The organism is Roseomonas sp. USHLN139 (genome assembly GCF_037145735.1).
Classification (GTDB): domain Bacteria; phylum Pseudomonadota; class Alphaproteobacteria; order Acetobacterales; family Acetobacteraceae; genus Pseudoroseomonas.
Map to the genome: position 1 here is coordinate 56,146 of NZ_JBBCWY010000011.1, position 13,863 is coordinate 70,008.

Here is a 13,863-nt window from a genome sequence, read left to right on the forward strand (position 1 = left end):
ATCAGCAGACGATCCGCCGCAGCGCCGGCGCCGCGCGGTCGCGCAGCGCCACCCAGTCGGGCGCCAGCCCCGGCGGCGGCGGCGGCCGGAAGCGCGGCATCACGCCGGCGCCGGCCAGGAAGTCGCGCAGATCGGCCAGCGGCACGGCCGAGGTGCCGCCCGGCGTGCCGGCATAGACCACCCCCACGACATTGCCCGCCGCATCCAGCAGCGGCCCGCCGGAGCTGCCGCCGGCGCTGGGCGCATCGATCTCCAGCCGCCAGCGCAGCCGGCTGGCCTGCGCCTCGCCGAAATAGCGCAGCCCGTCCTCCCAGCTGACCTCGACCTCCTGCCCCTGGCGGTCGGTGACGCGGAAGGAGACGGCGCGGCCCCCTTCCGGATCGTGCACGGTCAGCGTCGCGCGGCGCAGCGGCCCCGGGCTGGCCTGCAGTCCGGCCGCGGCCGGATAGCCCAGCGCCAGCACCGGCGCGCCGCGCGGCAGGTGCAGCGCGGCCGAGAGCGGCAGGGGACTGTCGCCGGGCTCCGCCGGGCCGCGCAACAGGACGAGGTCGGCCGCCCGCTCCTCGGCGAGGATGTGCCAGGGGCCGGGATGCCCGGCCACGCGCAGCGCCAGCCCCTGGGCGCGGCAGGGCAGCACCACATGGGCATTGGTCACCAGCAGCCCGGGCGCCACCAGGAAGGCCGAGCCGCTGCGATGCGCCCCGGCCGGCAGGGCTTCGTCCGGCCCGGCGGCACGGGGCGGCGGCGTGCGCAGGCCGGCCCCGGCCAGGGCGACACCCGCCGCCAGCAGGCTGGCCAGCACCAGGGCTCCGATCCAGATCCGCCGTGCAGGAGGCATCCGCCACTCGACCGCTATGCGAAAAACGAATAATCTCTAGCATGCCGAGGGGCGAGGGGCCAAGCGGCAAGCACGCGGGAGGCATCCCATCCAGGGCCTGCCATTGCTGATCCGCCTGGCGCGCCAGGAAGCCGATGCCCGCCGCGTGGCGCTGGCCGCCGCCGAGCGCGACCGCCTGGCGCAGGAGGCGGCGATCGCCGCGCAGGACGCGCTGCTGGCCAGCGAGACGCAGCGCGCCCGCGGCGACGCGGCGGAGATGGCGCTGTGGTCCGTCTGGCTGCGCGCCGCCGAGCGCCAGCGCCGCCGGCTGACGCTGGAGCTGCGCCGCCGCGCCATGGCCGAGGAGGCGCTGCGCGAGGAACTGCGGGACAACTTCGCGCATCTGAAGCGGCTCGAGCTGGCGCTCGAGCAGCATCAGCGAGCGGACAAACTGGCCGCCGCCCGCAAGGCCGAGCAGCGCGCCGAGGAGCTGGAGCGGCTGAAGCCGCTGGCTAGTCGCCCCGTGGCCGGCCGAGCCGCTCCAGGTCGGGCTTCTCCTTGAAGCGGGCCCAGGCCTGCAGCAGCTCGCGCAGCTGCTCCTCCTGGCTGGTGCGCTCGCGCCGGAGGATCTGCATCCGCTTGCGCAGCTCCAGGATCAGATGGCCGCGCGGCAGGTCGGCGCCGCTCTCGAAGCGCTCGATGAAGACGCGGCCGAGCTCGGGATCGTCGCGCTCGATGCAATAGGCGGCATAGGCCAGCACCGAGCCACGGCCGAACTCGATCATCTTGCGGCCGAAGGTGCGCATCTCCAGCAGGCGCGGATGCTGCTCGACGATGCGCATCACCTCGGCCGGGGTCGGCTTGGCGTTGCGCGTGCCGGCGGGCTTCAGCTCATGCTTCCACAGCAGCACGGCGGCGGCGGCGATCAGCGGGCGGTCGCCGAAATGGTCGAAGGCGGCGCCCAGCTGCGGGCCCTTCTTGGCGTGGATGTCGTAGGTGGCATAGGCCTCCTCCGGCAGGCCGCGCATCACCGGCACCTCGATCGATTCGCCGGCCTGCAGCACGGCCGAGAGCCGGTGCTGGCCGTTCAGCAGCCGCCCCGAGCGGCTGAAGCAGATCGGCTGCGCGTTCATCATCCAGTTGCCGGCGCGGATGTCGCGGGCGATGGCATCGACATGCGCCGCCACGATCTTCCGGTTGCGGGTGTTGTGCGCCAGATAGGCCTCGGCCTGCTGCGGCGAGATGCTCTCGATCGCCAGCGGGAAGACGTTCTCCTCGGCCGCCAGGCGCTCGACGGCTTCCTGCAGGCTGCGGGCGGTCTCTTCCGTCTCGCTCTCCATCCCCGGATCGTCGAGGCCGGGATAGCCGGCGAGCACCGGGAAATCCTCGCCGCGGGTCGGGTTGGCGGTGCGGTCGATCCAGGTATAGCTGCGCAGATGCTCGCCGCTGATGGTGGCGTTCAGCGCCTTGATGCAGAGGGCGAAGAGCATCACCGGCTTCAGCCGCGTCGCCGGATCGCCGCGGGTGATGTCGATCAGGTCGCGGATGCGGGCGCCCGGCTCCATCGGGCTGTGCTTCTCCGGCCAGGCGATGGCGTCGAGGAAGCGGCGCGTCGCCGGCTTGTCGACCCGGAACCCCATGAACAGCAGCGGCGTGCGCACCGCCTCCGACAGCGCCGTCGCCTCGCTCTCCAGCGACATCTTCACCGCCTGTTCCAGGTCGGGATTGGCGCGCAGCACGCGGTCCATGCGCGACCAGCTGGCGGTGCCGGCGCCGCGCAGCATCTTGCCGTCATCGTAGCGGATCAGCTTGACCAAGGCCGACTGCAAGGCATGGGCATGGGGAATGCCGCGCGCCTCCAGGACACCGGCGAAGGAGCGGCGGCGCTGCTGGTCGATGGTGTGCAGCACGTCGTCGGGAATGTTCTGCGCCAGCACGGTCAGGAAGGGCACGTCTGCCCTGACGCAGGCGCGCAGCCGCTGCACCCCGTCCAGCAGCACGCCGCCGCGCGACAGGATCAGCGGCATGCCGTTCAGGATCCAGCGCCCCGCGCGCATCGCCTCGGCATAGGCGGCGATGGCGGTCGCATTGTCGCCGGCGCTCGGCCGCTTGCGGCTGAGCAGCTCGGTCGCGGCCGCCGGGGTCACCAGCTCGATCGAGAAGGCCGGGCCATCGGCCGCAGGCCCCTGCAGCTGGACGATGCGGCCGCCCTGCGGCGGAACCGCCGCGCCCGCCTGCGCCGCGCCACCCCGGGTCGTTTTCCGTGCGGCTCCCGTCACCCGCGCCATGCCATGCCTGCTCCCGCTACCCCCGGTCCACCGGGGCTTCGATGGCTTTTGTTTAGACTTTTTTCGCTCTTGCAGCCAGACGCAAAAATGTACGGAGCAAAATTTTTATCGGGATTTTTTCGCATGGCCGGCCGGGGCCGCCGCCTCCTCTCAGGGTTTGCTTTACGATGTTCTCGATCAGCGAAGTGGTCCTGCGGTTTTGCAGCTGCTAAAAACAGGAGGTTGCCGTCGGAATCGACCCCGCCTCGCACGACCGCCGCGTCATGCCAGGTCCCGTCATTCAAGGAAGGAGAAGCCCTCCCCATGACTGGTACTCCCGCTGCCACCAGCCTGGCTGCCGCCTCCGCCGCAGCGCTGCAGGCCGCCCCGCTGCAAGGCACCGGCGGCATTGCCGCCCCCTTCTTCGTCAACCACACCATCCGCCTGACCCGGGCCGAGGTGCTGGAGGCGCTGCGCGGCGCCGCGCTGCACCGCGCGCGGGAGACGCTGCGCCTGGTCGATCCGGCGCCGCGCGGGGTCGAACTGGAGACCCGGCTGCTCTCCGGCGCCATGGTCGAGATCGACGGCGCCGCCGTGGTGATCGAGGCGCGGCTGCCCGACGACCTGGCGGCGCTGCTGCGCCAGCCCGCGCCGGGCCTGCGGTCGGAGACCCCGGCGGAGCCGCTCGTCACCGCATGACGCGCCTGCCGCCCCGCCTGCCTGCCACGGGCCATGCGGGCAGCGTGGCAGGGTCGGCCTGTCGGCTCGGCGGGGAAGGGGCAAGCGCGCATGATGTGCGAAATACCATGATTCATGATAGGGACGGTGCCGTTCCGGTGGCTCCGGAACGAATTCCCGGCGCGGCCCGGCGGCCCGCCCGGCCCTGTCTGCCGCAGCAGAAGGAATCCCGGCCATGGTGACGCGCGTGCGGCCGGGGCGGGACGGCACCTGGCAGGTGGCGGTGGGGCAGGGGCCCTCATCCTTCCAGCGCGAGGCCTTCACCGACCGCGCCGCCGCCGAGGACTGGGCCGCCATGGCGACGCTGGCGGCACGGGTCTGCATGGTGCGCATCGGCACCAAGCGCTTCCTCGGCACCGCGGCCGAGGCGCTGCGGCGCTGGGCGATCGACCAGGGCACCCTGCCGCGCAGCGAGGGCGGCACCGAGATCGCCCCGCTGCAGCGGCTGGCGCCACTGATGGCCGATCCCGACTGCGCCCTGCCGCTGGCGGCGCTGCAGCCGGCCGATCTGGCGGCCCTGCGCGCCCGCCGGCTGGCCGCGCTGGGCTGCCCGGCGGAGATGCTGGCGGAACAGGCGGCGATGGTCGCGGCGCTGGAGCATTTCCGCGACTTCCATATCCCCTCCCTGGACGATCCCTTCGCGGAGCCGGCCCCCGACGGCCTCTGCCTGCTGGACGAGGCCACCTGTGCCCAGGCGATCGGCTGGGCCTCGGCCGAGAGCGACGGGCTTGGCCGGCTGGTGGCGCTGATGCTCTGCACCGCCGCTTCCCCCGAAGCGCTGCTGGCCTGCTGCAACGGGCATGCCGAGGCGCGCAGCGGCCAGCTGCGCCTGCCGGGCGGGCAGGTGGTCGCCGTCCCGCGGGGCCTGCTGCCCGATGAGGCGGCCACTGCCAGCGCGCCGCTGCTGCCCGGCCTGTCGCCGGCGACGGCCCGGGCCGGCCTGGCGCGGCTGGCCCAGCGCCTGGGCCGGCCCGGCATGGCCCCGGCGGCGCTGCAGCTCACCGCCCTGGCCCAGGCCCTGGCGCAGGGCCAGCATCTGGACGAGGTGCTGAGCCTGGCCGGCGCCCGCGCCGCGCTGGTGAGCTGAACGGCCGCCTCCTCGTCAATTGCGAAAAATCTTGCTTTGGCTGCGCGAAAAACCTATGGGGAAAGGCACGGCAGGCCCGTCAGGGCGCCGGCGGCTTTCAGGCGGCATCTCCTAGAACGGGAACCGGACATGAATATCTTCGGCAGGCCGAGCGGCGCGGAGCCGCGCATCACCTATGAACGCATCGATCTCAGCGCCGAGCCGATGCCGCCCGCGGGCCCCGCGCTGGGCGACCTGGCGCCGCCGCGCGGCGTCGAGCGGATCGAGCCGCGCAGCGAGCGGCTCCGGCCGGCAGCCTCCCAGGGGGCGGCCTCTCAAGGGACGGCTTCCCTGGGGGCGTCGCCGCAGGGGGGAGCGCCCCAGGGAGGCTCGAGCACCGTGAGCGGCATCATGCTGGTCGCCGCCGACAGCGAGCTCGAGGGGCGGCTGCGCTCGCGCGGCGCCGTCCGGGTCGAGGGGGTTGTGCGCGGCGGGCTGCAGGCGCCGGTGCTGTTCATCGAGCCCGGCGGGCTGGTCGAGGGCAGCATCACCGTCGAGCGCGCGCGGATCTGCGGCACGCTGCGCGGCAGCCTGGTGGCGCGCGAGATCGAGGTGGTGCGCACCGCCACCCTGGATGCCGAGTTGCTCTATGACGAGATCAGCATCGAGCGCGGCGCCCGGGTGCGCGGCCTGCACCGCCAGCGCGACCCCGAGCCGGTCGAGAGCGCGCCGATGCCCGGTCCCGCCGCGCCGATGATGCCGCCCGCCCCGGCCGGCGATGCCGGCGCGCTCGCCGCCCTCAGCACCGCCGCACTGGTCGCCGAGGCCGAAGCCGCGCTGCAGAGCCTGGCCCAGGTGACCCAGGCCGCGGCCGAGGCGGCGGACGAGCTGTCCGGCGAGGGGGTGACCGACCTCGTCGCGCTCGAGGTCGAGCTGCGCGGCACGCCGGAGGAAATGCTGATCGGCAAGCCGGCCGCCGCCTGACCTTTCCCGCGCCGCGGCAAGGCGCCGCTCAGCGATAGAGCGGCGTCAGCCCGGGATAGGGGATTTCCGACAGGCCGCGCTCGCGCAGCAGCCGGTTGGCGGCGCGCGTGACCTCCTTGGGTCCGGCCTGGAAACCATCCAGTATGTAGTAGCCGTTGCGCAGCGGCCGCACCCGCAGGCCGAGCACGCAGCAGGCATATTGGATCGGGGTCATGTCGTCCTCCACCTCGCTGAAGGTGGAGAGGAAGGGCGAGGCCTCGCGGCCCTTGCTGGCGCGGCTCATCACCCGCTTGGCGCGGCGCTGGGCGTACCAGGGCTCGATGCCGAAGGCGCGGGCCAGCGCGGTGATCTCCTCGCCCGCCATCAGCCGGCGGTCAAATTCGCCCCGCAGCTCGACGGCCAGGGCGCGGCGGCGCACCTGATGGCGTCGCTTCGGCTCGCCTTCGACAGACCGGTCGTCATGCTCGCTCACGGCGTCGGTTCCTCTGCTCGCCATCCGGGCGGGTGGCGTTCGGGGCTGCTCCTTCTGGAGATCAAGGAGCCGTCCCTTCTGGAGGCCGGCGCGGCCGACATTATGCGAAAATTTCCTGATGCCCTGCTAACGTCCCGGCGTGATGCAGCCACGAATCACGATCGCAGGAGCGGGAGGCTCATTCGCATGCAGCCGGTGACGCAGAATGCCGCCGTCGAGGGATCGGTCCCCCGCCCGTCCGCCGGTCCGCCTGCCCCCCCTGGGCCCGGCCAGGCCCGCCGCCTGGCCCGCCAGCTGGAGGCCAGCTTCGCCGCCGAGCTGCTGCGCGCCGCGCGGCCGCCGCAGAAGGAGGGGATCGGCGGCCGCGGCACTGGCGGCGACGCCTTCGACAGCTTCATGGACCAGGCTTTGGGCGAGGCGCTGGTGGCGCGCGGCGGCCTCGGCCTCGGCAGCGTGCTGGAGCGCGCCATCGCCGCCCGGTCCGGCGAGCGTGGCGCCACCCCGCCGCCGCCGCGTCCCCGGCAGGCGGTGCAGCCATGAGCGCGCTCGCGCAGGCCGCCGCCCGGCTGCAGCGCGCGCTGCAGCAGGAGGCCGCCGCCGCCCGCCAGGTGGCGCTGCCGGCGCTGCACGGGCTGATCGAGGAGAAGCGCCAGGCCCTGGCGGCGCTGACCGAGGTGCTCGGCCAGGCCGGGGCGCCGCAGGACGAGGCCGAGCGCGCCGCGCTGCGCACCATGATGCGCGCGGCGGAGGAGAACGCCATGGTGCTCGGCGCCGTCGCCGGCGCGCTGGAGGGCCTGCGCGAGCGGCTGCGGCAGGACCTGCAGCAGGCCGCCGATCCCGGCCTCTACGGCCCGGCCGAGGGGCCGCGGCGGCGGCCGCTGCGGCATACCCTGGCCGCCAGCCTCGACCGGACCGCCTGAACCGTGCCGCCCGCCGCCCGTGCCCTTCCCGCCACGCCGCCGGCCGTGCTGCTGCAGGCGGCGATGCGCCACCACCAGGCCGGCGCCCTGAGCGAGGCCGAGCCGCTCTACCGCGCCATCCTGCGCCGCGACCCGCGCCAGGCGGATGCGCAGAACCTGCTGGGCCTGCTGCACTACCAGCGCGGCGAGCATCCCGCCGCCGTCGCGGCGCTGCGCCGGGCCGTGGCGCTGCGGCCCGGGGCGGCCGAGTACCACCGCAACCTGGGCATGGCGCTGCGTGCGCTCGGCCGGCTGCCCGAGGCCCTGGCGGCCTGCCGCCGCGCCGTGGCGCTGCAGCCCGAGGCGGCCGAGAGCCAGTTCAACCTGGGCAATATCCTGGCCGAGCAGGGCGATGCCGAAGGCGCGGCCGAGGCCTTCGGCGCCGCCGTCGCGCGCCGGCCGGGCTTTGCCGCGGCGCGGCTGAACCTGGCGCATGCGCTGCTGCTGCTGAAGCGCGCCGCCGAGGCCGAGGCGGCGCTGCGCCCGCTGCTGGCGGAGCAGCCGGCGCATCCCGAGGCGCTCTACAATCTCGGCCTGTCGCTGATGCGGCAGGAGCGCTGGGCCGAGGCCGAGGCCGCCCTCCGCGCCGCCCGCGCCGCGGGCGCCATCGCCACGGGCCTGACGGCCAACCTGGCCATCACCCTGCAGGAGCAGGAACGCTGGCCGGAGGCCGAGGCCGTCTGGCGCCATCTGCTGGAAGAGGAACCGGCCCAGCCCGAGGCCTGGTTCGGGCTGGGCTTGGCGCTGCAATGCGGCGGCGACCCGGCGCGCCAGGCGGCGGCCGCTGCGGCCTTCGCCCAGGCCACCGCGCTGCGCCCGGACTATTGCGACGCCTGGTACAACCTGGCGCATCTCCACCGGCAGCAGGGCGAGCTGGACGCCGCCCGCGCCGCCCTCGACCGGGCGCTGGCGCTGCAGCCCGAGGATCCGGCGGCGCTGACCAACCTGGCCAATCTGCTGGCGCTGCAGGGCTGGCCGGAACAGGCGCTGCCGCTCGCCCGCCGCGCCGCCGCCCTGCGGCCCGACGACGCCCTGCCGCGCACCAACCTGGCGCGGCTGCTGCTGCTGCACGGCCATTACGCCGAGGGCTGGGACGCCTATGAGGGCCGCGTGCGCGAGGAGGCGGACGCGCACTACGATTTCGGCCTGCCGGCCTGGGATGGCGCGGCGCTGCCGGACGAAGGCCGCGTGCTGGTCTGGCGCGAGCAGGGCATCGGCGACGAGGTGATGTTCTGCTCGATCCTGCCGCAGGTGCTGGCCGCCGGGCACCGGCTGACGCTGATCTGCGACCGCCGGTTCGAGCCCGCCTTGCTGCGCAGCTTCCCGCAGCTGCGCTTCCTGCATCGCGCGCCGCCGCCGCCGGAGATCCGCGCGCAGATCTCGATGGCCAGCCTGCCGCGGCTGTTCCGCCGGCGGGAGGCGGATTTCGCCAGCAGCCGCCCCTATCTGCGCGCCGACCCGGACCGCCGGGCCGCCCTGCGGAATGGCTACGCGGCCGGCGCGGCGGCGGGGGCGAAGCTGGTCGGCCTGTCCTGGTACACCGCGCATCCGCGCAGCGGCTATCGCCGCAACATCCCGCTGGCTGATTTCGCGCCGCTGTTCGCGGTGCCGGGCCTGCACTGGGTCGGGCTGCAATATGGCGACCCGGCGGCGCTGGCGGCCGAGGCGGCGGCGGCCGGGCTGGCGCTGCAGATCGACGCGGCGGTCGATCCGCGGGCCGATATCGAGGCGGCGCTGGCCCAGGTCGCCGCCATGGACCATGTCGTCAGCATCGACAATTCGGTTGCGCATTTCGCCGGCGCGCTGGGCGTGCCCTGCGACCTGCTGCTGCCGCTGGCGCCGGACTGGCGCTGGCAGATCGAACGCGGCGACACCCCCTGGTATCCGACCCTCGCCCTGCACCGCCGCCGCCATGACGAGGATTGGCCGGCCTTGCTGCACCGCGTCGCCGCCGGCCTGCCTGATCGGCTTGCGCGAAACGCCTGAGCCTGCGGTCTGAAGCACGGGCGATCCGGCACAAATCAGTCTTGTGGCGGGATTTCCGGCGATGCTAAAAACAGTCGTCGCTGCCGCCCGGAATGGGCCTGTTCGCCGCGATAGCCGCGTCAGAAGGCGCTTCCCGGAACCGGAACCCTCGAAGGGCGCAATTCATGGTCAGCTCGATCCTCACCAACAATGGCGCGTTGACGGCGCTGCAGTCGCTGAAGGTCACGCAGCGGAACCTGCTGGACACCCAGAACCGCATCTCCACCGGCCTGAAGGTGGCCACCGCCAAGGACAATGCGGCGACCTGGGCCGTGGCGACCTCGATGCGGTCGGATATCGCCAACTACAAGCAGGTCAGCGAAAATCTCTCGGTCTCCTCCTCGATCCTGAAGACGGCCGAGACGGCGGCGACCTCGATCGCCGATCTCGTCAAGACCATCCGCACCAAGGTCAGCTCGGCGCAGAACCCGGCGGTCGACAAGGCGCAGGTGCAGGCCGACATCGACGCCGCGCTGGCGCAGATCAGCAGCATCGCCGGCGCCGCCTCCTTCAAGGGGGTGAACCTGGTCAACAACGCCGACACGCAGCGCGTGCTGACCTCGGTGAACCAGCAGGACGGCGCCTCGACCGCGGCCTATACCAATGTGGTCGGCCGCAACCTGGCGATCGAGGACGGCTCGACGCTGGAATCGCTGAAGAACCTGACGGTGCTGTCGCGCGCCGACCAGACCTTCGTCAACACCAATGACGGCACGGCGAAGATCACCCTGACGGTGGGCTCGACGATCGGCGTCAACAACGGCAACGAGCTGGCCTTCAAGTACATCGACAAGACCGGCACCGACCGGACGCTGACGGTGAAGGTCGGCAAGAACATCACCGACATCCAGACGCTGGTCGAATACCTGAACGCCGACAAGGGCTTCAGCGCGCTGTTCCAGGCCGATCGCATCTACACCGCCGGCACCACCCTCTCGACCACGCAGATCAGCATCAGCGCCAAGGATCGCGATTCGGTCGAGGCCTTCGGCTCCACCGTCTCCGCCGCCACCACCTATTCCAGCGTGCTGAGCATGTCGGCCGGCACCGGCTCGATCGGCACCGGCTTCTCGGGCGTGACCTCGCTCGATGGCGGCGTGCGCCGGCTCGACGTGACCTTCACCAATACGCCGCTGCAGCTCGGCGACACCTTCGAGATCAAGATCGCCTCGACGCTGACCAATGACGATGCGGCCGAGACGGCGATCTACAAGCTGAAGGTGGTCTCCGACGACTACACCACCGGCCAGCTGCTGGTCGGCGACAGCGCCTACAGCAACAACAACAACGTCTATGTCATCGCTGTCGCGGCCAGCGAGGTGACCAACCCCAATGTCTCGGGCATCGACATTGCCACGGCGCTGAAGAACGCGCTGACCACCGGCGCGACCAATGTCGCGGCGACCGGCGAGAGCGTTGGTACCGCGGCGACGGCGGACTTCGTCTCGGCGACCAATACCACGACCACGACCAACGCGGTCTCGGGCGAGAGCTTCGGCGTCTTCGTCGACACGGTCACCGGCAAGCTGTCGATCCTGAGCGCCTCGGGCCTCGGTGATCAGCTCTTCTACTTCAACTCCTCGAAGACCGACTACCAGACCCTGCTCGACAAGATCGACATGGCGACGGTGGATGTCGAGAATGCGGCGGCCGCCTTCGGCACCGCCGGCACGCGGATCGACCTGCAGAAGGACTTCCTGGACAAGCTGGTCGATACCCTGACCACCGGTCTCGGCGCGCTGGTCGATGCCGATATGTCGGAAGAGGCGGCGCGGCTGCAGGCGCTGCAGGTGCAGGAGCAGCTGGGCACCCAGGCGCTCTCCATCGCCAACCAGGCGCCGCAGAGCATCCTGGCGCTCTTCCGCTAAGCCGACGGGGGGGGGCGCGGCGCAACGCCGCGCCCCGCCTCGCTGAGGCGGGAGCCGGCCGGAAGACCGGCTCCCGATCGGCTGGCCCCGAAGGGTCCTCAGGTGACCGAGGAAGAATCCGATGCTGACCGCCGCCCAAGAAAGCGTCCCTCACGACGGCCTTCCCATGGGGCCCCTGCACCGGCCGCGTGGCGCCGCCACGGCCTATGGCTCGGTCATCCGGGGGACGGAGAACCCGCGGGATATCGAGTATCGTGTCCTCGCCAGGGCCACCGCCCTGCTGGAGGCCACCGGCCTGGCCGAGGCCGGCCCCGCCGATCTGCCCGCCGCCATCCATGAGAACCGCATGGTCTGGACCGCCTTCGCCGCGGATCTCGCCAGCGAGGAGAATGGCTGGGATCTGGTGCTGAAGGCGCGCCTGCTCTCGCTCACCCGCTGGGTCTTCGCCGAGAGCGACCGGGTGCTGCGCGACGGCCGCAGCCCGCGCGCCCTCTGCGATGTCAATCGCGCCGTCATGGCCGGGTTGAAGCCCGATCGTGCCGCCCCGGCGCGCGCCCCCACCGATCGGGCCGGCGCCGCCGGCGGGACAGGACCTGGCTGATGTCGCTGATCCTCAAGCTGGCCCCCGGCGAAAGGCTGTTCATCAATGGCGCGGTCGTGACCAATGGCGACCGCCGCGCCTATCTGATGGTGGAAACCAAGGCGCAGATCGTGCGCGAGAAGGATGTGCTGCTGCCCGAGGATGCCTCGACGCCGGTGCGCCGCGCCTATTTCGCCGCGCAGAACGTGCTGCTGAACGCGCAATCCTCGCTGGGCAGCATCGACGCCTTCCTCGAGCAGATCGCCTGCCTGCGCGGCGTCTTCCTCAAGAGCGAGCATACCGTGCTGCTCGACGAGGCGGAGCAGCAGATGCGGCACGGCAACACCTATCGGGCGCTCGCCGCGCTGCGCGATCTGGTCATGTATGAATCGGTGCTGCTGGAACTCGACCCGCCGCAGCGCTTCCGCCGCGACGGCACGCCGCGGCCGCCCCAGGCCTCCGCCGCCGAAGTGGCTGCGCTGAAGGAGGCCAGTTTGAGGCACCCGCCGCCGGATGCGAAAATTTCCTGACGCGTGTAGCCTGACGTTTGCGGGAGAACCCTCGACGACCCGGCCCAAAGCCGAACCCAGGAGCCACCCCATGATCGAAGCCACCCAATCGGTGAAGAAGCAGGCGACCCCGCCCGAACCGGCCGCCAAGAACACGGCACGGCTGGAGGCGGAGGAGCGCGAGGCCACCAATCCGTCACCCGCCAGCACCGAGCTGCAGGTGCCCGAGCGGCAGAAGCAGGTGACGCCGCCGAGCCCCAGCTTCGACGTGCGCCTCGATGCGGAAACCATGCGCCTCTATTCCGAGCTGCGGGATCCGGAGACCGACCGGGTGATCCTGCGCCTGCCCGCCGGCTACCAGCCGAGCGACGAGGAGGGCGGGGTCACGCATCTCTCCACCGAGGCATGAGCGTTGCCGCCGTCTCCCTGGGCGTGCCGACCGGCCTGGCCGGATGGAAGCTGCTGCAGAACAAGACCCCGGCCGACTTCAAGGCCTTCACCAAGGATCCTGTGCTGCAGCGCGATCTCGCCTATCTGCGCGAGAAGCTGCCGACCAAGCTGACCGCGCAGGACCTGCTGGCCGATCGCCGGCTGCAGACCATGGTGCTGAAGGCCTATGGGCTGGACAAGCAGGTCGGCTTCGACGCGCTGATGCGCAAGGTGCTGGAAAGCAACCCGCAGGATGACAATTCGGTCGCGGCCCGCATGGTGGATTACCGCTACCGGCAGATCTCGGCTGACCTGAACTACGGCGGCATCAGCATCCCGGAGATCCCCGCCGTTCTCTCCAGCACGACGCTGCAGATGGAAGGGGTGCGGAACGGCCAGGGCTTCACCAGCTTCTCCGGCACCATGGGCGGGGTGAAGGTGGAGAATGTGAATCTCGAGGGGCTGACCAGGCGCACCGACATCGCCGCCGTGCTGCAGGCTGCCTTCCAGAAAGCCGATGGCGGGCAGCCCGACATCACCGTCCAGGCCCTTGGCGTGAAGATCATCTTCAGCGATGCGAAAGGCCGCGGCAAGGGGGACTTCACCTTCATCGCCGACCCCGACAGTTCGGCGCGCGCCTATCTTCTGTCGGAAAGCGCCGGCAGCAAGCGGGTACCGGGCAGCGGCGGGACCAAGGTGGTCGAGAGTGCCACCATCGAGGGGATCGTCGCCAAATACACCCAGGCCCGCTTTGAGGAGAGCCTGGGCGAAAGCTCCGACAGCCTGCGCCGCGCCGTCTATGCCAAGCGCCTGCTGCCGCAGATCTCCAACTGGTACAGCGTCATCGCCGATCGCAACCTGGCGACGGTGGTGCAGGCGGCGCTCGGCCTGCCGGACAGCTTCGGCCAGATCGATGTCGACCGGCAGAAGGCCATCCTGGAAAAGCGGATGAACCTCGCCGATTTCAAGGACCCGGCCAAGCTCGGCAAGATCATCGAGCGCTATGTGGCGCAGAGCAGCATCGAGGAAGCCAAGGCCTTCGCCAGCAACGGCATGGCCAGCCTGGTGCAGCCGGTCTATTGGGGTCGCGACAGCTTCGATGGCAGCGCCGCTGCCGCCCTGCTCTCGACGGTCATGACGCGCTGACCC

At 71.8% G+C, this 13,863-nt stretch carries 15 protein-coding genes; 12 read left to right on the forward strand and 3 right to left on the reverse strand.

Translation table 11 applies throughout. The features are described 5' to 3' along the window. Position 1 precedes the first annotated feature (1 nt). A complete protein-coding gene (locus tag WFI16_RS22920; RefSeq protein ID WP_419900177.1) occupies positions 2-802 on the reverse strand; it encodes a S1 family peptidase in 801 nt (266 codons plus the stop codon). 139 nt (positions 803-941) lie between these two features. On the opposite strand from WFI16_RS22920, the gene WFI16_RS22925 reads away from it, so the two are divergent. Then, positions 942-1,379 (forward strand): hypothetical protein, encoded by a 438-nt coding sequence (locus WFI16_RS22925; RefSeq protein ID WP_419900178.1) that lies wholly within the window; start codon positions 942-944, stop codon positions 1,377-1,379. Here the strand turns inward: WFI16_RS22925 and WFI16_RS22930 are convergent. Further along, positions 1,330-3,105, reverse strand: coding sequence for a hypothetical protein (locus tag WFI16_RS22930; RefSeq protein WP_419900179.1), 1,776 nt, complete (start codon positions 3,103-3,105; stop codon positions 1,330-1,332). The genes WFI16_RS22925 and WFI16_RS22930 overlap by 50 nt on opposite strands. 303 nt (positions 3,106-3,408) lie before the next feature. On the opposite strand from WFI16_RS22930, the gene WFI16_RS22935 reads away from it, so the two are divergent. From WFI16_RS22935 to WFI16_RS22945, 3 genes are all read left to right on the forward strand, one after another. Next, positions 3,409-3,783 carry a methionyl-tRNA synthetase gene (locus WFI16_RS22935; protein ID WP_419900180.1) on the forward strand — a complete coding sequence of 125 codons (375 nt, stop codon included), beginning with the start codon at positions 3,409-3,411 and terminating at the stop codon, positions 3,781-3,783. Between the two features lie 214 nt (positions 3,784-3,997). Further along, positions 3,998-4,909: a hypothetical protein gene (locus WFI16_RS22940; protein WP_419900181.1), complete on the forward strand. Its 912-nt coding sequence runs from the start codon at positions 3,998-4,000 to the stop codon at positions 4,907-4,909. 129 nt (positions 4,910-5,038) lie between these two features. Further along, on the forward strand, positions 5,039-5,872 hold the full coding sequence (locus tag WFI16_RS22945) for a bactofilin family protein (RefSeq protein WP_419900182.1): 834 nt from the start codon (positions 5,039-5,041) through the stop codon (positions 5,870-5,872). Positions 5,873-5,900: 28 nt separating this feature from the next. Here WFI16_RS22945 and WFI16_RS22950 read toward each other — a convergent pair whose 3' ends face one another. Then, positions 5,901-6,344 (reverse strand): hypothetical protein, encoded by a 444-nt coding sequence (locus WFI16_RS22950; protein WP_419900183.1) that lies wholly within the window; start codon positions 6,342-6,344, stop codon positions 5,901-5,903. Between the two features lie 186 nt (positions 6,345-6,530). On the opposite strand from WFI16_RS22950, the gene WFI16_RS22955 reads away from it, so the two are divergent. The 8 genes from WFI16_RS22955 (at position 6,531) to WFI16_RS22990 (ending at position 13,860) form a co-directional block, all read left to right on the forward strand. Beyond that, the gene (locus tag WFI16_RS22955; protein ID WP_419900184.1) at positions 6,531-6,884 is read left to right on the forward strand and encodes a rod-binding protein; all 354 of its coding nucleotides are present in this window, start codon (positions 6,531-6,533) and stop codon (positions 6,882-6,884) included. Then, positions 6,881-7,264 carry a hypothetical protein gene (locus tag WFI16_RS22960; RefSeq protein WP_419900185.1) on the forward strand — a complete coding sequence of 128 codons (384 nt, stop codon included), beginning with the start codon at positions 6,881-6,883 and terminating at the stop codon, positions 7,262-7,264. Before WFI16_RS22955 ends, WFI16_RS22960 begins: the two co-directional genes overlap by 4 nt. Positions 7,265-7,267: 3 nt before the next feature. Beyond that, positions 7,268-9,289 (forward strand): tetratricopeptide repeat protein, encoded by a 2,022-nt coding sequence (locus WFI16_RS22965; RefSeq protein ID WP_419900186.1) that lies wholly within the window; start codon positions 7,268-7,270, stop codon positions 9,287-9,289. A gap of 164 nt (positions 9,290-9,453) precedes the next feature. Continuing rightward, entirely contained in the window at positions 9,454-11,196 is a 1,743-nt protein-coding gene (locus tag WFI16_RS22970) for a flagellin N-terminal helical domain-containing protein (protein WP_419900187.1), read from the forward strand. Between the two features lie 121 nt (positions 11,197-11,317). Then, positions 11,318-11,797, forward strand: coding sequence for a flagellar biosynthesis regulator FlaF (locus tag WFI16_RS22975; protein ID WP_419900188.1), 480 nt, complete (start codon positions 11,318-11,320; stop codon positions 11,795-11,797). Next, the gene (locus tag WFI16_RS22980) at positions 11,797-12,306 is read left to right on the forward strand and encodes a flagellar biosynthesis repressor FlbT (RefSeq protein WP_419900189.1); all 510 of its coding nucleotides are present in this window, start codon (positions 11,797-11,799) and stop codon (positions 12,304-12,306) included. Before WFI16_RS22975 ends, WFI16_RS22980 begins: the two co-directional genes overlap by 1 nt. Positions 12,307-12,376: 70 nt before the next feature. Continuing rightward, on the forward strand, positions 12,377-12,694 hold the full coding sequence (locus WFI16_RS22985; RefSeq protein ID WP_419900190.1) for a hypothetical protein: 318 nt from the start codon (positions 12,377-12,379) through the stop codon (positions 12,692-12,694). Then, on the forward strand, positions 12,691-13,860 hold the full coding sequence (locus WFI16_RS22990; RefSeq protein WP_419900191.1) for a DUF1217 domain-containing protein: 1,170 nt from the start codon (positions 12,691-12,693) through the stop codon (positions 13,858-13,860). The genes WFI16_RS22985 and WFI16_RS22990 overlap by 4 nt, the downstream gene beginning before the upstream one ends. The last annotated feature ends 3 nt before the right edge of the window (positions 13,861-13,863 follow it).